Origin of the sequence: Haloarchaeobius sp. HME9146 (genome assembly GCF_025399835.1) — an archaeon.
GTDB lineage: Archaea > Halobacteriota > Halobacteria > Halobacteriales > Natrialbaceae > Haloarchaeobius.
Genome location: NZ_JAODVR010000002.1, coordinates 616,756 through 642,066, shown reverse-complemented (window position 1 = coordinate 642,066; position 25,311 = coordinate 616,756). Strand labels below are relative to the sequence as shown.

The following is a 25,311-nucleotide window of genomic DNA, read 5'->3' as shown; positions in this document are numbered from 1 at the left end:
TGCTGAATACAGGGCGCGAATCGGGTATCGAACACTGGCCTGTTGGGAACCGGCTGGTTCGCTTGATTCAGAACGCTGGATGAAGCGATAGACCGACACCTCTGTAATCAGCACGATCGGTGGAACCTACTCGGATTCTGGCACAACCAGCGTGCTGAATACAGAGGACCCAGTAACAATCGAGTCCGATTACTCCAGCGGGAACCACAGGGAAGCATCGTCAATGGGCCTGCACCAGCTAGCTCCATCATCAGGGCTGGTCAGCAAGCGTGAGCAAGCGACTGACGGTGACGCTCTGCTCTCGGGGTTCGGTGAGTAGGTCGGTGTAATCCAGTGAGAAGAGATACTCGCCTTCATCGAGTGTCTCCGTGAGGGTCGTCTCGGTCACGCCTATTCGACTGTATTCAGAGACGATGGAAACGTCGCGGGCACCGTCCACGTAGGCATCGTATGCCTCTCGTTCAAAGACGAGGCAATCGATTTTCGTGTCACCCTCCACAGCGATGTCGTAGTGCAAGACATCGCCGGTGGCCTCTGGCGAGTTCGTGAGTGCGATAGCCGAGAACTGCCCCGGATGAAGCGTTGGAGTACCCTCAGCGCGAAATTCCTCGAACGCCCTGCGGGCATCCGTTGGATAGTCGTCGACGCGATCAGGAACCCCGTCGGCGTCTGTGTCAGGCGCTGTTGTCGTTCGAGAAGAGTCGCGAGAACCGAGACAGCCACCGGCAATCCCCGCAATGACTGTCACAAACGCACGCCGAGACTGCTGCATACCAGCAAAAACGGAACCCGGGGCATAAGTCTTCATACATGCTGGAAATCATTCATGGGTGGACTATCTTTCGACAGCGAGAGAGTCCCGGCGTTTCCGCCGGACGTGAATCACGTCACTCGACCACGCAATCTTCGTTCAACAGCCTTCGCGCCCTGTATTCATCAGAAGTCCAGCACGTAACAGTGATTGGCCAGTAATTCACTCGCAGGTCTGGTCAGTCAACCGAGCCCCTTCAGTGATTCCGGTAGCTGCATTGCCAGAGTTAGCGGAAGCCGTTAGCAGAGGAGATCGGTTGCATCGTCGCACCGCCGTTCGTGCGGACTCACGTTTTACCACGTTGGAACACGATCCAGCCCAGAGAAGCAACACCAACCAGTAAGAACGCCACAGCAAAGAAGGCGAGCCGGTTGTCGAGGAGACGAGAGAGGCCGAGGAAGTCGGTTCGGTTGACGTACCCGAGACCGAAGAACGTCCCGACAACGACGACTGCAGCACCGAGCCGCAGTCCTACCTCCTTCAGGAAGTTCTGGAGCGTCAGGTCGGGCATCGTATGTCGTCTTTCCACGTTACCCGTTTGGATTTGTCGAACACTGTCTAGCGACCCACGTCTCCCTGAGTGACCGACTTGCGCTGTGAGTGAGTCACCTGGGGTCTGACGAATTACTGTTGTGTTCTGTAACTCCTGCTTGATACAGGGCGCGAATCTTTCTGTAAGCACTTCATCGAGCTTCAGTGGTGCCAGTTTCACAGGGTTCAACTGGATTCATCGTATGCCAGATCTCGAAGTCCGGCGTCTCGCCTCGTTCGGTGTAATAATCTCCGATTTGCAAGGATATCGAGATGGGGCTAACCTCCGCGTCTGCTACGTTCATTGACTGCCACGTCGTCCGGTCCTCAAGGCGGGCACGCACCGTATATCGACCCGGCTCATTTCCCCACACACAGGGAAGTTCCGCTCCCCCGGCGCTTTCAGAGTCACCCGCAGTCGCTTCGTGGGTGGACCAGTAAATGAGCTGGTCGTCCCGCTCGACGAATACATGGACGGTGTACGGTTCGTAGGCGTGGTTGATGATGTCAATTTTCCCGAGTACCGTGGGATCGGATGACTTTCCAAGCGAGAGACACCCGCCACTGGTTGCGGCACCAAGCAAAGTGAGGAGGTGACGGCGGCGCATTGTTCTTTCATTAACATGTCATAGCTAAACGTTTGTGGTGAGTGACTTTGGACATGTGATTATCTCCCGAGAAGACTGGAACATAGAACCTCTGTATTCCGCACGGCACATTTGACAAGGCTGATTCAGAACACTGGGTGAAGCGACAGACCCAGCCCCCTACATCTATCACTTTACCACCGCCGACACCAGAACTCGGTCAGGGAATCTCACCGACCACATCCGGGAGGTCCTCGGGTGTCTCCCAGGTGAGGACACGCTCGCCCGCGGCCTCCTCGAGTGCGGCCAAGTGTGAGGCGGCCATCCCGTTGTCGTACTGTTCTCGCATCGCTTCTTTCGACCCGTAGACGCGCTTCAGGAGCCAGAGGATGTCACGAATCGTCGTCTGGTAGTGGTAGAGGAAGCCGAGTTCCCAGACGTGGCCGCCGTCGAAGTCCTCGAGGACGCCGACGATGTGGGTGGCCATCTCCGAGAGGATGTCGAACGCGGGCACCCAGAGGTCGATGTCCTCGCCGGTGAAGCCGAAATCTTCGAGGCGGAACGCCGTCGCCCCCGACCGGTCGCCGAGGATGGCACAGACCTGTAGTCGCCGCTCTCCCGGGCCGTCCTCGCCGCCACGACCGACCACCAGGTACCGCCGGTCCGACCGTTTGAGCGTCTTGAACTGTTGCCCGTGGAGCCCGTTCTTCAACCGTTCGTGCTGCTGTGGCGTGAGTCGAAGTTCGTCGCCGTCGACGAGTTCGTCGGGGTCGACATTCTCGAGGTACTCCCGCTGGGGTGGGTCTGTGGGGTCGTCGGCCATGCTAGGCGAGAGAACAGTTGCAACACTGAAAGAGGTACTGGTCAATAAACCGGTTAGGCAACCATTTGTGTTATCAGTTGAATCTGACGACCTAGTGTTTGATGGTGGTCGAGGTCGTAGGGACGAGTATGCGCCCGGAAGCACAGCAGCCGAACGACAGCGGAGGACGAGGGCTCGGTGACGAGTTCGACACGTGGACGGCGCTCCAGAAGGCGACCGACAAGACGCGAGCGAACCTCATCGCCGACATCGTCGGGCACCCCGAAGGCGCACCGAGCGTGAAGGAACTCGACTACATGAACCCGAGTCTCGAAGCCGACGCGATCCGCCGGCACCTGAAGACGCTCCAGTCGGTCGGCGTGGTCGATGAAGTCGTCGTCGAACCGGGCGAGCGTATCCGGGGCTACCCGTACAAGTTCTACCGGCTCACCGACGAGGCTCGCGCCCTGTTCGACCGGAACGACCTGTTCCCGGAGGACGCGTGGCGTCGCCAGTACGCCCGGGTGAAAAAGACCGGAGAGATAACCGAACTCGAAGAGATGCCGCGGCCGACCACGGAGTAGAACAGCCTGCGGTGACCGCAGTTACCGCGGTTACCGGCTAGCCGTCTCGTCGTCGGGCCGGCGCGGTCTATCGTCGTCTATCGGCTTGCCGCCGCCCGTCGGCCCACCGCCGCCCATCGGGCCGCCTTCACCCATCGGCCAGTCGTCGATGGGGCCGCCCTGTCCCATCGGTGGCATCGGACCGCCGGGCCCCATCGGGCCCTGGCCAGGAGCGTTCGGGTCGTAGGGGTCGGGCGTCCCGGGCTGGATGGGTGGCTCCTGGGCGAGACTCATCTCGAACTCGTCGGCCACGTCGAACAACTGGTCCAGCAGGAACCGGACCTCGGTCGAGATGTCGTGCTCCTCTCGCGGGTCCGCCTCGACGTTGACGATGATGGGGCTGGCGAGTTGCTGGGCCGTCTTCGTCTCCGGGTCGATATGCGAGAAGTGGCACTTGTACCGTCCCAGCTTGACGGCCGTGAGCTCCTCGTTGACGACGATGGGTATCCCCTCCCTCGCCGATTCGGTCGATTTCGCGGTGAAGAGGGCACGCTGGTCCAGACCGTCGGTCTCCCGGTCGGCCGGAAGGCCAGTGCCGGCGATGGCCGCGATGGTCGCCGGGACGTCGACCGCGTGTACGACCGCGTTGGAGGTCGTCATCGGCGGGATGATGCCGGGCCACTTGGCCACGAACGGTGCCCTGAGTGCACCTTCGAGGGCCGTGCCTGCCGTTCCGCGGAACGGGGCGACGGCCGTCTCGGCGACATCGACATCGGTCGGGGCGCTCGCGCTCGTCACGACGACGAGGGTCTGCTGATCGACGCCAGCTTCCTCCAGGGCACGCAGGAGTTGCCCGACGCGGTGGTCGAGTTCCAGCAGGCGGTCGGCCACCGGACCGTTCCCGGACGCGTCCGCGAAGGCCGGGTGCGGGACGACCGGCTGGGCCAGGCTGGCGAACGCGACCGTCGCGAAGAAGGGCGTCCCAGCTTCGGCATGCCAGTCGACGAACTCGACGACGCGTTCCGCGATGGTCTCGTCGATGGTCGCACGGGCCGCCCGGTCGAACGGTTTCACCTCCTTCGGTGTCTCGCCCGCGTCCCCCTCGAGTATCATCGGGGTCGGCATCGTGTCCGCGTCGAACGCCGGGTTCGTCGTGTAGCTCGCGACCTCGGGGCCGTCCGTGATGCCGAACCACTCGTCGAAGCCCTGGTCCGTCGGGAAGCGACCCTGCTCGTCGCCGAGTTGCCACGTCCCGAAGTAGCCGGTCGCGTAGCCGGCCCCCTTCAGGACGTTCCCGAGGGTCTGCTCCCACTGGGTCAGCCCCACGAGTTCACCTGGGAATCCCGGCGACGCGGTGCCCGAGCGGAGCGCGTGCCGGCCCGTCAGCAGGGCCGACCGCGTCGCGACCGCGTTCGTTTCGACGTTGAAATTGGTGAGCTGCAGGCCCGTGCGTGCGATGCTGTCCATGTTCGGCGTCGGTGCGCCCTGCACCGCACCGCCCCCGTAGCAGCCGAGCTGGCCGTAGCCGAGTTCGTCCGCCAGCACGAGGAGGACGTTCGACGGCGTCGTCCCGCCGTCGGTGCGCGGGCCGTCGAGTGGTCGTTCTGCGTCGGTGATACGTGTCGCGTTGAGAGACTGTCGTCCTGTCATAGAGAGATACCCCCGACCGGAGCCCCCAGTGCGCGTGGTGTTGACGCGGCCGGCCACCGACACCAGCCCGGGTATCGGGCTGGCGACCGGTGTGGCCAGGGGGCGGATGCCCCCGCACGTACTCCAGTAGGTCACCTGTAGCTAGCACTCTGTAGACATATAGCAGATACTGGGTAAGGGCTGAGTTATCACCCGGAGGAACCGTCTTCGCCGGAAGAACGTTTCCGACCGAAGGCCGCTCCTGCTATCGGTTCGGGTTACGCAGCGGTAGGGCCATAACTGGTCGGATAGTGCACAGGTTATCTACCGAGGAGACCTACGGGATAGTGAGGGTGAGGAAATCACCCGACAGGGAGCATCGAACCGGGCCACCAGTCTGCCATACTCTACCACGGCCCAACGACGCGACCTGTCTGCCAACAGTGCCAGTTCGGCCGGCGCGGTCTGCCACCGCTGTCGGCCCCTTTTCGTCGCTCACGGCGGGGCTGCCCCCGCCAACCGACACCGTTCACCACGTTCTTCGAGCACCGGCTACGAGCGCGAGACGTCTGTCGAACGCCGGAGCTGCGGCTCGGAGCCGTAGCGTTGTAAAAAGCGCCAGATGTGGAAGTGGATCGGCTCACGCGCGCCAACTCGTGAAGCCATCTGTGTCATAGCCGGTTACTGTTAAGTAAGTATTCCGGGACGCAACTGTTGCCCCTTTCCGACGGCGTGGCGCTAGCGGGCCGTGACAGCCGCCATCGCGAGGCTTCCCGTTCTCAGTGCCTGGAGACCACCCCCTAAACATAAGCCCCCTTCGGGAGTAGCGCCTGATATGTACGAGGTACTGCTCGCAGTCGACTCCGACGAGGAACGTGCACGCGCACAGGCAGAGGCCGTCGCAGACATGCCCGGGAAGGACGAGGTCTCGGTGACACTGTTCCACGTGTTCAAAGACAACCCCGAGGGAGCGTCCGTGTCGCAGTTGAGTACAGTACGACAGGTTCGAGAGGTACTCGAAGAAGCCGGTATCGAGGCCGAGCTCAGCGAATCGAGCGGGAACGCAGCCATCGAGATCGTCGAACACGCCAAGGAGATCGACGCGGACTGCATCTGCGTGAGCGGGCGGAAGCGCTCGCCGGCCGGGAAGGCACTGTTCGGGTCGACCGCACAGGCCGTGATCCTCGACGCCGAGCGACCGGTCCTCGTGGCACCGCCACAGGACTGAAGGCGACCCAGTCACGCCAGACACGAGACCACGATTCTTCTGCACCGGGCCGTAGAGCCAGAAAGCCCAGAGAACGCCCAAAACGGTTTTGTGTGCTTTCGTCGAAGATTCGCCATCTCTATGGCGGCTACGTCACACGTTCGAGTCCTCGTCGTCTCCACTCCGGGCGAGACGGGGGGCATGCTCGACCGTCGCCTCACAGCCGCAGGCTTCGACACGGCGGTCCATCCCGCTGATTCGATACCCGAAACAACTCCCGACGTAATCGTCCTCCCCGACGATGGCACCAGCGACCCGAACGCGCTCCTGTCCGCCCTCCCGGCGAGAGTCATCGACGAGGTTCCCGTCGTGGTCTGGTCACCGCAAAGCGGCGATAGCCGCGCTGTCTCGCTGTTCCGAGCCGGTGCGGCCGACTGTGTGACCGGGGCCGACGACCAGGGTCTCGCAGAACTCACGGAACGCGTCGCGGCCGTCGTCGACCAGCAGGACGCGCCAGCCCGTGACGGAGAGCGGGTTGCGACCCGCGAAGACAGCATCTGGAACCACATCCCCGAGATGGTGTACGCGCTCGATTCCGACGGGCGGGTCGTACTGGCGACACCCCGCCTCTTAGAGCGACTCGGCTACCGCCGGGAGACGCTCGTCGGGACCCACGTCAGCGTCGTGCTGGCCGACGAGAACGTCGAGACCGGGAGCGAGGAGATACGGGACCTCCTCGCGTCCGACGACCGAAATACGGCCCAGTATCGTACGAAACTCCGGACCAGACAGGGCCAGACGTTCCCCGCAGAGATCGAGGTCACGCTCCGCATGAGCGGGTCGGAGTTCGTCGGGACGGTCGGTGTCGTCAGAGACCTGAGTGAACTCGCGGCCACCGAGGAACGGCTGGCGGCCGAACGTGACCGTGTCTCGCACCTGTTCGAGACGATACCGGACGCCATCGTGGAGGCCGAGATCGACGACGGGACACCCATCGTCCGTCGGGTGAACCCGGGGTTCGAGGAGACGTTCGGGTGGGACGCCGAGACCGTCATCGGCGAGTCGCTGAACGACTACGTCCTTCCCGAGGAACACGCAGACGTGGGTCGGCAGCTCGACGAGCGCGCCGAACGTGGGCTGGTCAACCAGCGCCGGGTCGTCCGTCGAACGGCGACCGGTGAACGCCAGTTCCTCTTCCGTGGCGTCCCGTACCGCGAAACCGACGATGGCACCCTCGCGTTCGGCGTCTACACCGACGTGACGGAACAGGTCGACCGTGAGCGCCGGCTCCAGGTCCTCCACCGCATCCTCCGTCACAACCTCCGGAACAAGATGACGGTCATCAGCGGGTACGCTGAGACGCTCACCCGGACGCTGGACGGCGAGGAACGGGCCTACGCCCAGTCCCTCCTCAACGCAGCCGACACCGTCGTCGAACTCACCCAGAAGGCCCAGGTCCTCGAGCGACTCTCGGAGGCCGACGGAAGCCCGACGGTCGATGTGACGTCCGCGGCCGAGTCCGTGCTCCAGACGGTCGAGCGCAGATACGCCAGCGTCGACGTCCGGTTCCACGGGCCGGAGACGGCCCACGTGTACGCCCATCCGCAGCTGGAAGTCGCGCTGATGAACGTCGTCGAGAACGCGGTCGAGCACAACAGAGCCGACACACCGACGGTGGTCGTCGAGGTCGAGCTCTCGGAGGAGGTGGCCGACGTGACCGTGGCCGACGACGGCCCCGGCATTCCCGAACAGGAACTCGCGGTCGTCCTCGGTGAACGGGAGATAACGCAGCTCGAGCACGCCAGCGGTCTCGGTCTCTGGCTCGTTCGACACATCGTCGCCGCGTCGGGCGGGAGCGTGACGTTCGCCGAGTCCGACCTCGGCGGAAGTGCGGTGACCATGCATCTGCCGGCGGTGCAGCAGAGAACGTAGGGGGCGAATCGTCGGCGGAGGGCCGAACCGTCAGCGGGGCCGATGGAGGGCCGAACCGTCAGCGGGGGTTCTCCCCGGCTCAGGCTTCCTGCAGGTCGACACACGGTTCGAAGCCGCCGCCGATAACCGTGTCCTCGTCGACCGCCCGGTCACGGTAGGTAGCTCGTTCGTGCGCCGTCAGGAGTTCCCAGCGCTGGCTGAGGCGGCGCTGCATCGTGGAGCACGACCCGTACTCGTCGAGGATGAGTTCCTCGCCGAGGGCGACCGCGACCGCCGCACTCGTCGTCCGGGCGAGACAGGCATCCCGGGCGACGGGCTGGTTCACACCCGTCTCCTGGTCACAGGAGACCGCGACCCGGCTCGCCAGCTGCTCGCGCAGCCAGACCTCACGGCCCGTGAGCGGGAGTCGCTCGACCGCGACGCGGGGGTCACAGGTCCACACCGGGAACTGCGGGGCGGTCTCGTACTGCGTCCCGAACGCGCCGATGTCTTCGGGGCAGTCAGTCGTGAGCAGGTCGTAACACGGCTCGCACACCGCCACAAGGTTGTCGAGGGCCCACTCGTCGCCGCGGCCGGTCACCATGGCGAGCGAGTAGAGGTACCCGACCTCCAGCTCCTGTGTCGTGCTGTCGCCGACGCGGCAGGCACAGCGCCCACAGCGGTGCCCGTAGAAGTCGAGCATCGCGGCGCGGCGCTGGCCGTAGTCGGGCGGGGCGTCCTCCTTGCCGGTCCGGGGGTCGGTCAGTCCCGCATCGAACTCGCGGTCGATGTCGTACTCGTGGTACAGATGCGTGCGGTCGTCGACGAGGTGGGCGACGTTGTAGTGTGCCTGTGCCGGGTCCGGGTCGAACGTGAATTCGGTCATCGTGGATGTGGATGTGTGACTGGGCGGTCGACAGGCGATGCGGCCATCTGTGCGGCGGGCGGCACGCGGCACTCTGGAAGTGAGGGCCGAGTGACGGCAGCGCAGACAGCCGGCTGTCAGGGAGTCGACGACAGCCGGCGTTACGGAGCCGACGTTAGCAGGAGAGCGGCGTACCCGTGACTCCAGTGGAGGCTTCGTCACCGTGTGCGGCGTACCGGTGGTCACCGCCAGTGCGGGCCTCGTTGCCCACAGTGTAAGTCCGGGTCATGTACTCCTACGTTTCTGCCCCGGTATCTTAATTTTATCGGTTATTGGGAAACATGCACTGCATTCAAGTAGGATTACTTACGGGGTCGTCCGGTTCCGGGGCGGCCGAATCCCGGGCGAAAGAAACAAGTAAATCGTTGTCTAGTTGAGACCATGCGAGAAGCAGTCATCGTGGACGCGGTCCGGACGCCGTTCGGCAAGCGCGACGGCGCGTTCCGCGACACGCACCCACAGGACCTTGCGGCCGCACCGCTGCGGGCACTCGCCGAGCGCAACGACCTCGACACCGACCTGGTCGAGGACGTCATACTGGGCTGTGTCACCCCCAAGGGCGACCAGGGCTCGAACATCGCCAGAATCGCCCCACTCGTCGCCGGCTGGAGCGACGAGGTCGACCCAGACGCCGGCCCCGGCGCGTCCTACGAAGGTCGCCACGGAGCCCCCGGCGTCCAGCTCAACCGGATGTGCGGGTCCGGCCAGCAAGCGATCAACTTCGCCGCCGGGCAGGTGAGAGCGGGCTTCCAGGACGTGGTCGTCGCGGGCGGCGTCGAGCACATGACGCGCGAGCCGATGGGCACCGACGGCGGCTCGATGACGGAGACCTACTTCGAGGAGTACGAGGAGCTGATTCCCCAGGGCGAGAGCGCCGAGCGCATCGCCGAGACGTGGGGTTTCACGAGACAGGACCTCGACGAGATCGCGGTGGATTCGCAGTCGCGCTGGGGCGAGGCGTGGAACGAGGGCAAGTACGATTCCCAGATCGCGCCCGTCGAGACCGAACTCGACGGCGAGGAGATCACCGTCGAGAAGGACGGCCATCCGCGGCCCGGGACCGACGTGGAAACGCTCGAAGGAATCCCGCTCGCCTTCCGCGAGGAGGGTGAGGGCGTCGTCCACGCCGGCAACTCCTCGGGCATCGTCGACGGGGCCTCGGCCACGCTCGTCTGCTCGGCCGAGATGGCAGAAGAACAGGGCTGGGAACCGATGGCCCGCATCGTCCAGACCGAGGTCTGCGCGGTCGACCCCGTGATGATGCTCACTGGCCCGATTCCGGCCACCAAGAACGTCCTCGAGAAGGCCGACATGACCGTCGACGACATCGACCTGTTCGAGGTGAACGAGGCCTTCGCCAGCGTCGTCGCGGCCTGGCTGGAAGAGACCGGCGCGCCGTGGGACCGGACGAACGTCAACGGCGGGGCAATCGCGCACGGGCATCCGCTCGGGTCGACCGGCTCCGCACTCATCACGAAACTCGTCCACGAGATGGAGCGCACTGGCGCACAGACCGCGCTCTCGACCATGTGCATCGGGTTCGGGCAGGGTATCGCGACGATTCTGGAGCGGGTAGCGTAACGCTCGATTTCCGCTACTCCCACCCTTTTGGTCGCCCGTCGAGGACTCGGGCGTATGGACTACCGACGACTTGGTTCGACGGGGACCAGCGTTTCGGAACTGTGTTTCGGCACCTGGCGCTTCGGCCGGGAGACCGGCGGCGTCCTCGAGACCGACCGCGAGGAGGCACACGAACTGCTCGACACCTTCGAAGCACACGGCGGGAACTTCATCGACACGGCCAACGTCTACGGGAACCCCAACGGGACGAGCGAGGAGTACATCGGCGACTGGCTGGCCGAGCGCGACCGTGACGACTTCGTCCTCGCCTCGAAGGTCTACTTCCCCTTCGACGGCTGGGGCGAACCGGGGCCGAACGACGCCGGCCTCGGCCGGAAGCACATCCGAACCCAGATAGAGGGGACGCTGGACCGCCTCGGAACCGACTACCTCGACGTGTACTACATCCACCGCTGGGACGACGAGACACCGATCGAGGAGACCCTCGAGACGCTCACCCAGCTCGTCGAAGACGGGACGGTGAACTACCTCGGGGCGTCGACGATGGCCGCCTGGCAGTTGACCAAGGCGCTCTGGAAGTCCGACGTCGAAGGACTCGAACGGTTCGAGGTGACCCAGCCGCTGTTCCACGCGGCCTACCGGGACGACGTGGCCGACTACCTCGACGTCTGCGCGGACCAGGACCTCGCCGTCTGTCCCTACTCGCCGCTCGCCGGGGGCTTCCTCACCGGGAAGTACGAGCGGGCCGACCCGGACGACCCGACGAAGGTGGAAGCACCCGACGGCTCCCGGGGGAGCTTCGACGAACGGTTCTCGAACTTCTATCTCTCGGCACGCGGCTGGGAGGTCCTCGAAGCTATCCGGGGCGTCGCCGACGAGGTGGACGCGACCCCCGCCCAGGTCGCCCTCCGTTGGTTGATGGACCAGGAGGAGTTCACCTGCATCCCCATCGTCGGGGCGCGGACGACCGAGCAGCTGGAGGAGAACGTCGGTGCGACCGAGGTCACACTCGACGCAGACCAGTTCGAGCGCATCTCGGCGGCCCGGTACGACGAGGACGGCAACCGCTGGGGTCACCGCGACTGAGTTCCGCCGGGGAACACCGCACTTTTCCCGCCGCTTCACCCACGACCAGCCATGGGAACCATCGATTCGCTGCCGTCGCGGCCACTGACGGGTGACGAGGTGCAGTCGCTGGCCGAGCAGGACGCCGAACTGACCGTCGTCCCCGGGAACTACGTGCCCGAGATCGACCGCGTCTTCGCGCTGTTCTTCATCTACTCGGGCAAGGGTCACGCCGTCGGCTTCGAGCCCGAGGCCGAGGAGTGGACCATCGTCGAGAGCGTCGACGAGGGGACCGAGAACGGGTTCACCGTCCTCCAGAAGGCCATCGCCGAGTGGGGGAGAGACACCTACGAGGACGAGTTCATGCAAGGTGGCGCGACGGTCGACTTCGACGACGAGGAGGCCGTCGTCGACGACATCGAAGAACTCTGAACTGGCTTCAGGCCAGGTCTGCGCGCTCGAACGCCCGGTAGCCGACGAGCAGCGGGACCGCCGCCCACGCGGCCAGGAGCCCGAGCAGGAACCACGGTTCGAGGTAGAACGGGAACGCACCAGCCACGAGTGCGGGGAGTCCGGGGACGCCGACCTCCGAACTGACCACGGCCGTCACCAGTGACCCGTACGCGCCGGTCGGACTCAGGCTCTGCAGGAGAAGGAACCAGCCCGGGAGCGGTGCGGTCGGCGACGACCCCTCGACGAGCATGTAGGTCCCCTGCGGGACGAAGTCCCAGAACAGCGTCAGCACGAGGTAGACCGCGATGGAGCCGGTCATCGCCCGCGAGCGCGTCGCGCTCAGGGCAGAGAGGCCGACCGCGATGGCGACGAACACCGCCCCCAAGAGCGCCGTGAGTGCCAGGGTCGCCGCGAAGGCGACCACCGGGAGCGACCCATAGACGAGCAGCGTGACGACGCCGGAGACCGCGTAGCCAGCCGAGATGCCGACGATCACGAGCGCCGCCCGGCCGAGGAACTTCCCGGCGACGACCTCGGCGCGGGAGGGCGGGAACCCGAGCAGGACCTTCACGCTCCCGGACTCGCGTTCGCCCGCGATGGCGAGGTAGGCGGCGACGAGTGCCACGATCGGCACGAGTAAGGTCGCCAGCTCGGTCGCGCCGTTGATGCCCGCGAGGGCGTCGGCCTCGACACCGGGGACGAACTGGAGCATCGCGGCCGCGAACGAGGTCAGCACGGCCACCAGGCCGATGATTCCCCAGAGCAACCGGGAGCGAACGCTGTCGTCGACCTCCTTCCGGGCGATGGTCGAGATGCGATTCGGGTTCATCGCTGTGCCTCCATGGGTTCCGAGGCGACCGGTGGGGCGTCGCCGGTGTACGTCGTGAACAGCTCCTCGAGCGTGGCCTCGGTGGTGCCGAAGTCCTGGACAGCTGCCCCGGCCGCCCGGACCTCGTCGAGGACCGCGAGCTTCGCCTCCGGAGTCCGGCAGTTGGCCTCAATCGTCTGGCCGTCGGTGTTGACCGTGGTCACGCCCTCGATGGACGAGAGGTCGAGCCCGTCTGGGAACCGGTCGAGGGTGACGCTGATGACCGAGCCCGTCTCCAGCGTATCCCGCAACCCGTCGATGGTGTCGACGGCGACGAGTTTCCCCCTGTTGAGGATGCCGACGCGATCACAGACCGCCTCGACCTGCGGGAGGATGTGACTGGAGAAGAACACCGTGCCGCCCGAGGCGGCGTGCTCCTGGGCGATGTTCCTGACGAGCCGGACCCCGTTCGGGTCGAGGCCGCTGGAGGGTTCGTCGAGCACGAGGAGGTCGGGGTCGCCCACGAGGGCGAGCGCGAGCGCGATGCGCTGGGTCATCCCCTTCGAGTAGCCGCCGACGGGTCGCTCGGCGGCCGCGGCGTCGAGCTTGACCCGGTCGAGCAGGTCGTCGGGGTCGTCGTCGGCTCCCTTCAGGTCGATGGCGAACTCGAGGTGCCGCCGGGCCGAGAGCCGGTCGTAGAGCCCGTACCCGTCGGGGAGGATGCCGACGCGCTCGTGGACCGCCTGCGTCTCGGTCTGTGCGTCGTACCCGAGGACCGTCGCCGACCCGCCCGAGGGCCGGACGTAGTCCATGAGCATGTCGATGGTCGTCGACTTCCCGGCCCCGTTCGGGCCGAGGAAGCCGAACACTTCGCCCTCCTCGACGGTCAGGTCGAGGTCGTCGACCGCGACGACGGACTCGCCGTATCGCTTCGTGAGGTTCGTCGTCTCTATCGCTGCCATACCGGCACTGCGCCGCCACCGGGGATAAGTATTATCATAGAATTGATATTATAACAGAACAGTAACTAAACCACGTTTTAGTCATCGAGTTGACTCGATGTGCCCGCCTGAGCCGGGTCCCGAGATAGTCCCCGCGAGTCGTCCAGAATCTCGACGTCCAGCGTGGCGTCGAGGCCAACCAGCAACGACTCCTCGGCGTCGGGGAGTCGGACCAGGACCTCGGCCGCGAACGGGTCTCGCTCGGTGACGGTCAGCTCCCACGAATCGGTGTGTCCCAGCAACTCCCACAGCGGAATCTCGGTCGCGTCGACACCGTGACGCCAGTAGAGCGCGAGCACGGCCGGGTGGTACAGCAGCCGCATCTTGACCGGCGCGAACACCTGCAGGTCGCAGGTCCCACACCGGGAGATGGCCATCTCGTAGGTGCCGCAGTCGTCTTCGACCTGTTCGATGTCAAGCGCCATCGCACCCCCGCAGCTGTTGCAGATACCGTCGAGTGCCATCTCGTACTCGTGTCGGACTCGGCGGTCGCAGGCGTGGAGAATCGCGTCCGAGCCGTCAGCGTCCGACTGGCCCGGGGGCAGGTCGAACCTGACGACGCTGGTGGCACAGTCGGGACAGGAGATGACGACGAGCAATCCATCCAGTGCAGCGTCGAGGACGTTCCAGCCGCAGTTCGGGCAGTGGCCGTCGACGCTCGTCGGCTCGAATTCGGGATTCGACTCGTACGAACCGGCCCTGACCGCGCGGACGACCCGGTCGCCCGCTGTGGTGAGTCGGTAGCCCTCATCGGTCTTGCTGACGAAGTGGGGCGCGAGCCGCGAGAGGTGATAGGAGAAACTGGGCGTGTTGTCGGCGTCGACGCGGTCGTAGAGAGCGGAGAAGCTGATGACGGGCTCGCCGTCGGCGTCGGCCCTGGCGAGTTCGTCGAGGATGGACAGCCGCAACTCGCTGCTCAGGACCTCGAACGCGGTCTCGGTCGACGGGTCGTCGCTTAGAGGCATTCGGTCGGTGGCGGTACGAGGCGGAGAGAGAAAACGTTCCGGGGCGTCGTGTCGCCGGGAGTGACAACGAAAGGTCAAAGCCCGACCTCCGACGACGTTCTGTCATGAACGATTGTCGGACCCTCCACGACAGCCACGAGGTGCGCCACCGATGACCGTCGAACTCGATGGGCAGTCGCTGACCCCCGAGGACGTTGTCGCGGTCGCTCGCCACGACGAGCCGGTCGCGATTCCGGACCCGGCACGCGAACGCGTCCGCGAAGCACGAGAGCGCGTCGAGCACGTCGTCGACGCCGGTGAGGCCGTCTACGGACTCAACACCGGCTTCGGCGAACTCGTCAACGAGCGCATTCCACGTGAGAAGATAGAGACGCTCCAGACCAACCTCATCCGGAGCCACTCGGCCGGCTCGGGCCGCGAGTGCACCCGTGAGGAGGTCCGGGCGATGCTGGTCACCCGCGTCAACGCCCTGGTGAAGGGGTATTCGGGCATCCGCGAACACGTCGTGGACCACCTCGTGACGTTCCTCAACGAGGGCGTCCACCCGGTCGTCCGCTCCCGTGGCAGCCTCGGCGCGAGTGGCGACCTGGCTCCCCTGGCCCACCTCGCGCTGGTCCTGCTCGGCGAGGGCGAAGCCGACCACGACGGCGAGCGCGTCTCCGGGGCCGAGGCGCTGGATGCAGTCGGCCTGGAACCGGTCACCCTCGCACCCAAGGAGGGCCTCGCGCTCATCAACGGGACCCAACTGACCGTCGGCAAAGCCGCACTCGCCGTGGTCGACGCAGAACACATCGTCCGGGCCGCCGACGCCGCCGGCGCCCTCACCACCGAGGTCACGATGGGGACCACCGCGAGCTGTGACCCGGCCATCCACGACGTGCGGCCCCACGAGGGCCAGCAGGCGAGCGCCGACAACATCCGGCGGCTATGTGCCGACTCTGGTATCGTCGAGTCCCACCGCAACTGCGACCGGGTGCAGGACGCCTACGCGATTCGCTGTATGCCGCAGGTCCACGGCGCGGTCCGCGACGCCATCGCGCACACCAGAGACGCCGTCGAGACCGAACTCAACAGCGCGACCGACAACCCGCTCGTGTTCGACGCCGCGGACGTGAACTCGCGTGCATCGGGGACCGAGAAGGGCGCGATTATCTCGGGTGGGAACTTCCACGGCGCGCCACTGGCCCACCGCCTTGACTACCTGACCGCGGCGATGACCGACCTCGCGGCCATCTGCGAGCGTCGGGTCGACCGGATGGTGAACCCGAACCTGCAGGAGCCACATCTCCCGCCGTTCCTCACCGCCGAGAGTGGCCTGCGCTCGGGCTACATGATCGCCCAGTACACCGCGGCGGCGCTGGTCAACGAATGCCGGTCCCTGGGTCGGGCCGCCACCGACAACACGCCGGTCTCCGGCGGGCAGGAGGACCACGTCAGCATGTCGGCCCAGGCCGCCCATCACGCCGACACCGCGGTCGAGCACGCTGCGACCGTCGTCGGCGTGGAGTTGCTCTGTGCCGCCCAGTCGCTCGACTTCGTCGACGACGACCTCGAACCGGCCGCCGGGACGCAGGCGGTGGCCGATGCGGTCCGAGAGGTCGTCCCGACGCTCGACGAGGACCGGGTGCTCGCCCCGGAATTAGACCGGGCCGCCACCCTCGCCAGAAGCGGGATGCTGGTCGAGCAGGTCGATGCGGCGCTGTCGGAACCGCTGCAGTGAGCGAGTGACGGTCACACCACTCGTCGGAGGACTGGTTTCCGGCATCGACCGCCTCGCGTAAGAGCCGCAGTTCTACAGAAGCCAGTCGCTCGCGAGAATGGTCGTCTGAGAAGCGATCAGAGACGATGTGGGGGATTGGGTGCCTCTGACCGCAACTGCCCCGTCGCATGTGAGACTTCTTACCAGACAATCATAAATCTAGTGTTTATTCTTGCGTGCAATTTTCCTGTATCCGCGCGAGTACCGGAATCTCGTCCAGTCGCTCGGCGTCGAGCAGGTCCCAGTCGAGACCGGTCGGCTTCGGTCGCGGGTCCGGCCGGTAGGTCTCGGTCGGCGTCGCGATGATATCCATCGGCACGTCGTGCTCGCCGACCGGAATCTCCTCGTCGACGACCTGGAGGTCGTGGACCGTGGTCACGACCGGCGTGTCGTCGGAGACCAGCCCGAGTTCGCGCAGGACCGCGAATTCCATGTCAGAATAACCCTCGCCCTTGCCGACGCGGTCCCCAGCAGGGGTGACCGCGACGCTGCCGGAGACGACGAGGTCGATGACCGGCACCTCCTCGGGTGCGACCTGCACGCCGAGTTCGGACGAGCCAGCGATGGTGACCGCCCGGTCGATGTCGTCGATTCGTGCCGGGTCGATTTCGAGGAACGGCTTCTCGTCGCGCAGTCGCGGCACCGCCATGTACACCGTCTTGCCGGCTTCGAGCGCGGCCCGCCGGAGTGGCTTCTGTGGCGAGTCCGGGTTCGCCTTGATCGTCGTGGCGGCCTGCCACTCCTCGGTTTCGGTGACGCGCTCGGCCGCCTCGTCACAGCCCTTGAAATTCGGGATGCGACCGTGGGGCGGGAACGGGAACCGGGCCTGGTTCTGCTCCTCGAGTGCGTCCCACACCTGCTCGCGGAGGGCCTGTTTGTCCATCGTCATCCGAGCAGGAACCGCATGGCGTCGGGGAATCGCTTCGCCCACGCGGACTCGTGGTGGATGGCATCCTCGTCGAGGACGAATTCAAGCTGTGAGTCGTCGTACCCCTGTTCCCGGAGCACGTCGCGCATCCGTTTCGCGTCGGTCACGTAGGCCTCCTGCAGGTCCTCGTCGTCGCCACCTTCGGCCGTTCCCACGTCCATGTAGATGCGACCCGAATCCCGGGTCTGGTCGGCCATGTAGTCGAATATCTGCCCCTCGGTCCACCAGAACGCGGGGCTGAACACGCCGGCGAAGCCGAAGGTATCGGGGTACTCGAAGAACCCGTACAGGCTCACCAGCCCGCCGAGCGAGGAGCCGGCCAGGCCGGTCGCCTCGGGCTCTTCTCGGGTCCGGAACGCCTCGTCGACCATCGGTTTGATCCGCTCGACCAAGACTTCGAGGTAATCGTCTGCGCCGCCACCACCTAACTCCTCATGGGCGTAGGGCGTGTACTCGATTTGGCGATCGTCGTCCGCGTTCGGGATACCGACGACGATGGCGTCGATGCCCTCCTCGTGGAGGTCCGTCATCGTCTCGTCGACTTCCCACTCGCCGGAGTAGCTGGCCACCTCGTCGAACAGGTTGTGCCCGTCGTGCATGTAGACGACGGGATACGCTTTCCCGGAATCCTCGTAGCCCGGCGGGAGGTGAACCAGCAGTTCCCGGTCGGCGGCGAGGCGCGGGTCCGAGACCGTCGACGAGACGCGCAGGTCACCGACGACCGTCGCCTCGGGGTCGCCCTCGTAGGGACGCCAGTCGAGTGTCGTGCTCGTGGTCGTCATCGGAACTGGGTTCCCACGGCCCGGTGCTAAAACTTTGTGTCCGGTCACGGATTCCGGCTGCCTGGTCGGAGCTGTCTCCAGCCTACCGATCCCAGAGGTCGTACACCTGGTCGGGGAACGACGAGAACCAGAACGTCACCGCGACGTAGAGCCAGAACAGCTGCACGAGTCCCGAACTCGCCAGCGCGAGTTTGGCCGCCGGGAACACGACCACGCCGAGGAGCACCGGCGCAGCCTTGACGAGCGCGAGTTCCCACCGACCCCAGTGGACTCCCGGCTCGAACGACAGGTAGGCGTCGCCGCCGAGGACCACGACCAGCGACTCGACGCGACCCCGGCAGATGACGACGCCCACCGCGTGGGCGAGTTCGTGGGCGACCGAGGCTGGCAGCGTGAACAGCGAGTAGAAGACCGCGACGTACGACGGGCCGCCGGGTGTCACGCCGACCGGTTCGCCCCGGTCGCCGTAGAGGCTGATGGGCTTCGCGGCGGCGGCCGGCAGTGGCCCGGTCGCGACCGTGAGCGCCGCCGCGACCGCACCGACGCCCGAGACGAGGATCGCCAGCGTCAGCCAGGTGTTGGTCCCGCCCTGCAGCGCGACCATCACGCTCGCGAAGACGAGGATGCCGCCATTGAGGGCAAGGTTGCCGCGGGCGTCGGCGAGTGGGTTCACTGTCTCTCTGCCTGTGGTCTAGGGGCCGTTCAAGATAAGCACCGAGGTGAGGTATCAGAAAGTCGCTGAGTATGACTTCACCGTGGAACTGCCCGAACCCGGCCGAAGCCCCGAAACTATAACCCGGCTGCGAGTCCAGTCGGCGGACGTGGAGTTCATCGCGTCGGGCGAAACCGCAGGACACGCGGGGGCGGATGCCGAGCAGTCGGTCTGGCAGGCCATCACGAGAGCCTTCGGTCCCGGTGATGAGGGCGTGGCGTACTGGCGCTACCCCATCATCGACCCGAACGGCGAGTCGTTCGATCGCGAGGTCGACTTCCTCCTCCTGCACCGCGACATCGGTCTCGTGGTCGTCGAATGCAAGGGCTACCAGGCAGACCACATCGCGGCCATCGAGGGCGACCGCTGGCGACTGCAGGGCACCCGACAGTCGAGTGCGACACCCTACACACAGGCCCGTGACCAGGGCTTCCGGCTGGTCCGCCACCTTCGCAAGGAGCCCGGCCTGGTCGACGACCGGGGGAACTGCACCGTCCCGCTGCACTTCTTCGTCGCGCTCCCGAACATCGGTCGCGAGGAGTGGGACGACCGCTTCGGTGGCCTCCCATCGGCCCCGCCGGTCGTCACCAGTGACGAACTCACGCCCGGAGGGCTTCGCGACCGACTCGAACGAACACCGGGCGACGGACTGACCGGCGAGGAGTTCCGGGCCGCAAGGGCGGTACTCTCCGGCGGACAGCCCATCTCGGGCGACCGCGAGGGGCCGGCGTCGGGCGACGAACCGGACGGCGAGACCAAGGCCGAACTCGCCGCTCACGTCGAACAGGGGCTGAAGCGACTCGACCGCGAGCAGGAGGAGATGACCCTGCAGGTGCCCGACGGCCCACAGCAGATTCGGGGCATCGCTGGCTCGGGCAAGACCGTGTTGCTGGCGGGCAAGGCAGCCCAGTTGCACGCCCGGCACCCGGACTGGCGTATCGTGGTCACCTTCCAGACGCGGAGCCTCTACGAGACGGTCGTCGAGACCATCCGGCGGTACTACCGGCACTTCGCCAGCGGCGACCCGGACTGGACCCGGTTGCAGGTGATGCACGGCTGGGGCGGCAAGACCCGCCGCGGGCTCTACTCCGAGGCCGCACAGGCTGCCGGTGTCGACCCGCGAACCTACAGCGAGGCCCGTGCCGAGTTCGAGGATTCCGGCGACGAGGACGACGTGTTCGGGGAGCCTTCGGGCACTGATGGGGACCCGGACCGCGACCTCCTGCATCACTGCTGTGCCGAAGTCCTCGACAAAGGCGACCCGCAGGAGCGCTACGAAGCGATTCTCGTGGACGAAGCACAGGACTTCGACCCGGCGTTCTTCCGGCTCTGTCACGCGGTGTTGCGGCCGCCGAAACGGCTCGTCTGGGCCTACGACGAGGCACAGAGCCTGCAGTCGCTGTCGGCTCCGAGCCCGACCGAGATATTCGGCACCGACTCGCGGGGACGACCCAGGGTCGAACTCAGCGGGGCCTACGAGGGCGGGGTCCAGAAGAGCCGCATCCTCCGGAAGGCCTACCGGACCCCGCGGCCCGCCCTGTTGCTTGCCCACGTCTTCGGGATGGGGCTCTGTCGGGACGCCGGGGCCGTCCAGGCGCTGACGACCCAGTCCGGCTGGGAAGACCTCGGCTACGAGATCGAGGGTGACTTCCGGCGGTACGGGGAGCCGGTGACGCTTCGCCGGCCACCCGAACACAGCCCGCATCCACTCGCAGGGGTTCCAGCCGCGCGCCCGTTCGTCCGGGTCGAGCGGTTCCCCGACCGCGGGGCTGAACTCGACTTCGTCGCCGATGCCATCGCCCGCGACCTCCGGCAGGGCGAGCTCGACCCGGCACAGGTCATGGTCGTCACCCTGGGCGGTGTCGGGGAGTCCCGAACTGCCGGGAGCAGACTCGCCGACCGCCTGGGTCGCCGCGGCATCGACGCGAACCTGGTCTGGGACGGTGACCCCGACGTGTTCACCGAGGCTGGTGCCGTCACCATCTCACGGGTCAACCGCGCGAAGGGGAACCAGGCCCCGCAGGTCTACGTCGTCGGGGTCGACACTGTCTCCGACTCGACCCGACGCGCCTCGCTCGTCCAGCGCCGGAACGAGGCGTTCGTCGCCATGACGCGGACCACCGCCTGGGTGACCGTGACCGGAAGCGGTGACGAGGAGCGCCCGTTCGAGGAGCTGACCAGCGTCGCGACGCAGGTCTCCGGCAAGGACCCCGTCGTGACGTTTCCAGCACCCGAACAGAGCGCCCTGGCGCGGACGATGCTGGACGCGACGCTCGACGTGTTCTGAGACCGTTTCTAGAATAGTTGGATATCCAACCGTACTCAGCTACGCAGAATCTGTTTATGTCCCCCAAGCGACTGAACCGGTAACGGAAATCCGAGGAGTTCGCAATGTCCAGCAGCCTCAGACCCACCAAGCACGACCCTTCGCAGACGAGCCGACTGTTCTCTTTGACGCGATACCTGTCACCTCCGATGGGGCGGTGTGCCGAATGATTCGAGACGACGAGTTACTCTCGACGGACGGGCGAACCGCAGCTTTCACCGAGAGACTGTTAGACAGTCTGGCGGCCGCCGGACGTGACCTCGACGACCTCACACCCGCCGACATCACCGTCTTCGAAGACCTGCACGTACAGGGCTTCGAGGCGACCCTCGAACTGGCCACGCTCGCGGGCGTCGGCGAGGAGAGTCTGGTCCTCGACGTGGCTGCCGGGCTGGGTGGTCCCGCCCGTGCCCTGGCGGACGAGTTCGGCTGCCAGGTCGTCGGCGTCGACCTGACGCCTGCGTTCTGCCACGCTGCAACCGAACTCACCCGGCGCGTCGGCCTCGACGACCAGGTGACCATCCGCAACGAGCACGCCCTCGACCTCCCGTACGAGGACGACACGTTCGACGTCGTGTTCCTGCAGGATCTGGCCAGCGACATCGAGTACAAGGCCGGGCTGGCCGCGGAACTCCATCGAGTCCTCGCCCCCGGTGGCCGGGTCGCCGTCCACGAGGTCGTCGCAGGGCCCGTCGAGCCCCTGCTGACGCCCATGGCGCTGACCGCGGAAGGGCCGGTCGGCTCGCTGGTCCACCCCGACGAGTTCCACGAGACGATGACCCGGGCTGGCTTCGAAGCCCTCGACTGGCTCGACGTCTCCATCGAGGCAGCAGAGTGGTATCAGTCGATGATACACCGCGCCGAGACCGACGGCCTCCCCCCTGGCTTCGAGGTGGTCGTTCGAGACGATATCGTGCCGCTCTGCCGGTCCATGCATCGGAACCTCGACGAGGACCGGGCGAGGGCGTACCTGGGGCTGTTCGAAAAGTAAGGTCAGGCGTCTAGGATAATGGACTCGAACACGTCCTGAAATCGTGTGAGAGACATTGACACACAGAGGCCACGATGGTATTGCGATTTATTATCCTGCTTCGAGAAAATTCCGAATAGATGTCGGAAGAGGGGACTGGGCCATCGTCGTCGTTGCTGCCCGAGGAGGCGTTCTCGTTACTCGGCAACGAGACGCGGTTCAACATCCTGCGAGCGCTCTGGGAACTGTTCGACCCGCCGGAGTCCAGCCCGGTCAGTTACTCGAACCTGATGGACTACGTCGGCGTCCGCGACTCGGGGAACTTCAACTACCACCTCGGGAAACTCGAGGGCCACTTCGTCGAGTCGACGGACGACGGGTACGTCCTGTCCGACGCCGGCGAACAGATCGTCCAGACCGTCGTCGCCGGGACCGCCGTCGAACAGACCTCCATGGACCCGGTGCACATCGGTGTCATCTGCCCCGTCTGCGACGGGACTGGGACCACCATCAGATACGACGACGAGACCCTGACAGTCCAGTGCACCGAGTGCGACGGAATCTATCCATCTCGGCCCGGCAAGCTTGCGGAGTTCCACCTCCCACCAGCTGGGCTCGCCGGACGCGACCCGGTGTCGGTGTTCGAATCGGCCATCACCCGAGTCACGCTCGAGACTCGCTCGATGATCGCGGGTGTCTGTCCTCGATGTGCCAGCGAGCCCACCGTCGAGGTGGACTGGTGTCGTGAGCACGAGAGCGGAGATTCAGGGCTGTGTGACCAGTGCGACACGACCATGCAGTCGATAGCGATGTACCTCTGTCAGACGTGTAAGCACATCTGGCGGTTCCCGATATGGTGCAACGTGCTCTGGCACCCCGCGACCATCGCGTTCTTCGACAACCACGACATCGATATCGAGCCCCTCTCGTGGAACTACTACCTCCGTGGGCGCGAGTTCGACCAGGAACTCCTCTCGGAGGACCCACCGCGGCTCGCCATCACGGTGCGGGCAGACGACGCGACGCTCCGGTTCACGTTCGACGAATCCATGACCATCCTCTCGGTCGAGCGGGACGGCCCAGACACCTGACCGCCTGAATCTTGCGGAGACCGGTCACGTAGGGATGACCCTCTCTCCTTCGATTGCCTGGCTCGAACTACCGCTGAGCGAACACGTAATGGCAGGTCGATTTATTATCCTACTCTGAGAAGACACCTGTATGTCGAAGACGGGGGCGAAGGAAGGGAGTGCGGTACGACCCGAGACGGCGTTCTCGCTGCTTGGCAACGAGACGCGGTTCGGGATTCTCAAGGCACTCTGGGAGATATCCGAACCGCTCGCCTCCAAGCCGGTCAGTTACTCGAACCTGATGGACGAGGTCGGTGTCAGGGATTCTGGGAACTTCAACTACCACCTCGGCAAGCTCGAGGGGCACTTCGTCCGGTCGCTGGACGACGGATACGAACTCACGGCCGCGGGCGAACAGATCGTCCAGACCGTCGTCGCCGGAACCGGCGTCGAGCACCCCTCGATGGAAGAGCAGCACGTGGGCGTGGTCTGCGCGGTCTGTGGCGGAACCGAGACGACCGTCCAGTACGACGACGAGATACTGACACTCCGGTGCACGGAGTGCCCGGGCTCTTACCCCACGCCCCCTGGAAAGCTCGCCGCCTTCCAGATTCCCCCCGCGGGCCTCACCGACCGGACACCACGAGAGATCTTCGAGGTCGGTATCGCCCGCGTCGCGCTGAAGACGCAGTCGATGATAGAAGGCATCTGTCCGACCTGCTCGATGGAGCCGACCATCGACGTCAAGCTGTACGACGAGCATATGGACCACGACGAGCCTGCAGAGTTCGAGGACACGATGTGGGCCATCGCCTACTACGGCTGCCCGCGGTGCAAGCTCACCTGGCGGTTCCCCACCTGGGCGACCGTGATGTGGCACCCGGCGGTCATCTCGTTCTTCTACCAGCGCAAGCCCGACATCGATCCACTGTCCTGGGAGTACTTCGTCCGTGGTCGCGAGTTCGACCAGGAACTCGTCTCCGAGGACCCGATTCGTATCGCCATCACCGTCCGGTACGGGGATGACGGCCTCCAGCTCACCTACGACGAGTCGATGGCGGTGGTCGACATCGATCCAGAGCCCCTGTGAGATGCCCGCAACCCGCACACTCTTGTAGGGTCCCCGAGACGCACACGGCATGGACCTCGGAATCTCCGACAGAACCGCACTCGTGACAGGCGGGGCGGGTCGCCTCGGTAGCGAAGACGCCCGACACCTCGCACGCGAGGGCGTCGAAGTCGTCGTACTCGACGTGGACGAAGCCGGTGCAGAACGCGTCGTGAGCGACATCGAAGACGAAGGGGGCGACGCGCTGGCGGTTGTCTGCGACCTGACCGACCGCGCCGACGTGCGCGAGACGGTCGCCGACGTTCGCGAAGCGACCGGCGGCATCGACATCCTCGTGAACAACGCGGGATTCGTGGATGCGGTCTCCCGCGTCGGTGACTTCGACGACGACCTCTGGGACCGCGACCTCGAACTCAACCTCACCGGCGCGTACAACATCACCAAAGAGGTGTTCCCCCACATGCGTGAGCGTGGCTGGGGTCGGGTCATCACCATGGCCTCCATCGCGGGCACCCACGGCAGCTTCGGCCAGGTGTCGTACTCGACGACGAAGATGGGGCTCGTCGGCTTCGGGCGGGCGCTCGCCCTCGAGGGCGCGAAAGACGGCGTCACCTCGAACGTGCTCGCGCCGAGCATCGTCGTCGACGACCTCGCTGACCTCCCGCCGGAACAACTCGAACAGGTGAACCCGCAGTTCGAGCGCATCCGCCAGGCCACCCCGATGAAGAAACTCGGCCGCGAATCCGACGTGGCCCCGATGGTGTGCTACCTCGCCAGCGAGCACGCCGATTACATGACCGGACAGGTCATCGGTATCACGGGCGGTGCGGACCTGCTGTCGACCTGACCAGCTCTC

24 protein-coding genes are annotated in these 25,311 nt (G+C 65.6%); 12 read left to right on the top strand and 12 right to left on the bottom strand.

The features are described 5' to 3' along the window. Window positions 1–250 precede the first annotated feature (250 nt). The 4 genes from N6C22_RS20775 to N6C22_RS20760 form a co-directional block, all read right to left on the bottom strand. Window positions 251–772, bottom strand: a complete 522-nt coding sequence (locus tag N6C22_RS20775; RefSeq protein ID WP_261653129.1) for a hypothetical protein — start codon at window positions 770–772, stop codon at window positions 251–253. Window positions 773–1,097: 325 nt separating this feature from the next. After that, on the bottom strand, window positions 1,098–1,322 hold the full coding sequence (locus N6C22_RS20770; RefSeq protein ID WP_261653128.1) for a hypothetical protein: 225 nt from the start codon (window positions 1,320–1,322) through the stop codon (window positions 1,098–1,100). A gap of 172 nt (window positions 1,323–1,494) precedes the next feature. Further along, window positions 1,495–1,950 carry a hypothetical protein gene (locus tag N6C22_RS20765; RefSeq protein WP_261653127.1) on the bottom strand — a complete coding sequence of 152 codons (456 nt, stop codon included), beginning with the start codon at window positions 1,948–1,950 and terminating at the stop codon, window positions 1,495–1,497. Between the two features lie 199 nt (window positions 1,951–2,149). Further along, window positions 2,150–2,752, bottom strand: a complete 603-nt coding sequence (locus tag N6C22_RS20760) for an aminopeptidase (RefSeq protein ID WP_261653126.1) — start codon at window positions 2,750–2,752, stop codon at window positions 2,150–2,152. Between the two features lie 128 nt (window positions 2,753–2,880). On the opposite strand from N6C22_RS20760, the gene N6C22_RS20755 reads away from it, so the two are divergent. Beyond that, entirely contained in the window at window positions 2,881–3,315 is a 435-nt protein-coding gene (locus N6C22_RS20755) for an ArsR family transcriptional regulator (protein ID WP_261653125.1), read from the top strand. Between the two features lie 30 nt (window positions 3,316–3,345). Here N6C22_RS20755 and N6C22_RS20750 read toward each other — a convergent pair whose 3' ends face one another. Beyond that, entirely contained in the window at window positions 3,346–4,944 is a 1,599-nt protein-coding gene (locus N6C22_RS20750) for a sulfatase-like hydrolase/transferase (protein WP_261653124.1), read from the bottom strand. An 814-nt stretch (window positions 4,945–5,758) separates the two neighbouring features. On the opposite strand from N6C22_RS20750, the gene N6C22_RS20745 reads away from it, so the two are divergent. Both N6C22_RS20745 and N6C22_RS20740 read left to right on the top strand, forming a co-directional pair. Continuing rightward, the gene (locus tag N6C22_RS20745) at window positions 5,759–6,151 is read left to right on the top strand and encodes a universal stress protein (RefSeq protein WP_261653123.1); all 393 of its coding nucleotides are present in this window, start codon (window positions 5,759–5,761) and stop codon (window positions 6,149–6,151) included. Between the two features lie 120 nt (window positions 6,152–6,271). Further along, complete coding sequence (locus N6C22_RS20740; protein ID WP_261653122.1) at window positions 6,272–8,062, top strand: PAS domain-containing sensor histidine kinase; 1,791 nt, start codon at window positions 6,272–6,274, stop codon at window positions 8,060–8,062. Between the two features lie 79 nt (window positions 8,063–8,141). Here N6C22_RS20740 and N6C22_RS20735 read toward each other — a convergent pair whose 3' ends face one another. Further along, window positions 8,142–8,927 carry a hypothetical protein gene (locus tag N6C22_RS20735; protein ID WP_261653121.1) on the bottom strand — a complete coding sequence of 262 codons (786 nt, stop codon included), beginning with the start codon at window positions 8,925–8,927 and terminating at the stop codon, window positions 8,142–8,144. A gap of 420 nt (window positions 8,928–9,347) precedes the next feature. On the opposite strand from N6C22_RS20735, the gene N6C22_RS20730 reads away from it, so the two are divergent. From N6C22_RS20730 to N6C22_RS20720, 3 genes are read left to right on the top strand one after another with little or no spacing between them, the layout of a single operon-like run. Then, entirely contained in the window at window positions 9,348–10,547 is a 1,200-nt protein-coding gene (locus N6C22_RS20730; protein WP_261653120.1) for a thiolase family protein, read from the top strand. A 54-nt stretch (window positions 10,548–10,601) separates the two neighbouring features. Next, window positions 10,602–11,633: an aldo/keto reductase gene (locus tag N6C22_RS20725; protein ID WP_261653119.1), complete on the top strand. Its 1,032-nt coding sequence runs from the start codon at window positions 10,602–10,604 to the stop codon at window positions 11,631–11,633. A gap of 51 nt (window positions 11,634–11,684) precedes the next feature. After that, on the top strand, window positions 11,685–12,044 hold the full coding sequence (locus N6C22_RS20720) for a hypothetical protein (RefSeq protein WP_261653118.1): 360 nt from the start codon (window positions 11,685–11,687) through the stop codon (window positions 12,042–12,044). Between the two features lie 7 nt (window positions 12,045–12,051). Here N6C22_RS20720 and N6C22_RS20715 read toward each other — a convergent pair whose 3' ends face one another. From N6C22_RS20715 to N6C22_RS20705, 3 genes are all read right to left on the bottom strand, one after another. Continuing rightward, window positions 12,052–12,894, bottom strand: a complete 843-nt coding sequence (locus tag N6C22_RS20715; protein WP_261653117.1) for an ABC transporter permease — start codon at window positions 12,892–12,894, stop codon at window positions 12,052–12,054. Then, window positions 12,891–13,835 carry an ABC transporter ATP-binding protein gene (locus N6C22_RS20710; protein WP_261653116.1) on the bottom strand — a complete coding sequence of 315 codons (945 nt, stop codon included), beginning with the start codon at window positions 13,833–13,835 and terminating at the stop codon, window positions 12,891–12,893. Before N6C22_RS20710 ends, N6C22_RS20715 begins: the two co-directional genes overlap by 4 nt. A gap of 77 nt (window positions 13,836–13,912) precedes the next feature. Next, window positions 13,913–14,839 (bottom strand): ArsR family transcriptional regulator, encoded by a 927-nt coding sequence (locus tag N6C22_RS20705; protein ID WP_261653115.1) that lies wholly within the window; start codon window positions 14,837–14,839, stop codon window positions 13,913–13,915. A 151-nt stretch (window positions 14,840–14,990) separates the two neighbouring features. On the opposite strand from N6C22_RS20705, the gene hutH reads away from it, so the two are divergent. After that, window positions 14,991–16,559: a histidine ammonia-lyase gene (gene hutH / locus N6C22_RS20700; RefSeq protein WP_261653114.1), complete on the top strand. Its 1,569-nt coding sequence runs from the start codon at window positions 14,991–14,993 to the stop codon at window positions 16,557–16,559. A gap of 205 nt (window positions 16,560–16,764) precedes the next feature. Here the strand turns inward: hutH and N6C22_RS20695 are convergent, their stop codons facing one another. From N6C22_RS20695 to N6C22_RS20685, 3 genes are all read right to left on the bottom strand, one after another. Next, entirely contained in the window at window positions 16,765–17,481 is a 717-nt protein-coding gene (locus tag N6C22_RS20695) for a 5-formyltetrahydrofolate cyclo-ligase (protein WP_261653166.1), read from the bottom strand. Between the two features lie 2 nt (window positions 17,482–17,483). Next, window positions 17,484–18,308 carry an alpha/beta hydrolase gene (locus N6C22_RS20690; protein WP_261653113.1) on the bottom strand — a complete coding sequence of 275 codons (825 nt, stop codon included), beginning with the start codon at window positions 18,306–18,308 and terminating at the stop codon, window positions 17,484–17,486. 82 nt (window positions 18,309–18,390) lie between these two features. After that, window positions 18,391–18,981 (bottom strand): hypothetical protein, encoded by a 591-nt coding sequence (locus N6C22_RS20685; RefSeq protein ID WP_261653112.1) that lies wholly within the window; start codon window positions 18,979–18,981, stop codon window positions 18,391–18,393. Between the two features lie 148 nt (window positions 18,982–19,129). On the opposite strand from N6C22_RS20685, the gene N6C22_RS20680 reads away from it, so the two are divergent. The 5 genes from N6C22_RS20680 to N6C22_RS20660 all read left to right on the top strand — a co-directional run bounded on the left by N6C22_RS20680 (window position 19,130) and on the right by N6C22_RS20660 (window position 25,302). Continuing rightward, the gene (locus tag N6C22_RS20680) at window positions 19,130–21,307 is read left to right on the top strand and encodes a nuclease-related domain-containing DEAD/DEAH box helicase (protein WP_261653111.1); all 2,178 of its coding nucleotides are present in this window, start codon (window positions 19,130–19,132) and stop codon (window positions 21,305–21,307) included. Between the two features lie 205 nt (window positions 21,308–21,512). Next, a complete protein-coding gene (locus N6C22_RS20675) occupies window positions 21,513–22,337 on the top strand; it encodes a cyclopropane-fatty-acyl-phospholipid synthase family protein (RefSeq protein ID WP_261653109.1) in 825 nt (274 codons plus the stop codon). A 119-nt stretch (window positions 22,338–22,456) separates the two neighbouring features. Further along, window positions 22,457–23,407: a helix-turn-helix domain-containing protein gene (locus N6C22_RS20670; protein WP_261653108.1), complete on the top strand. Its 951-nt coding sequence runs from the start codon at window positions 22,457–22,459 to the stop codon at window positions 23,405–23,407. A gap of 130 nt (window positions 23,408–23,537) precedes the next feature. Continuing rightward, window positions 23,538–24,476 (top strand): helix-turn-helix domain-containing protein, encoded by a 939-nt coding sequence (locus N6C22_RS20665; protein WP_261653107.1) that lies wholly within the window; start codon window positions 23,538–23,540, stop codon window positions 24,474–24,476. Between the two features lie 49 nt (window positions 24,477–24,525). Continuing rightward, on the top strand, window positions 24,526–25,302 hold the full coding sequence (locus N6C22_RS20660; protein WP_261653106.1) for an SDR family NAD(P)-dependent oxidoreductase: 777 nt from the start codon (window positions 24,526–24,528) through the stop codon (window positions 25,300–25,302). Window positions 25,303–25,311: the final 9 nt, after the last annotated feature.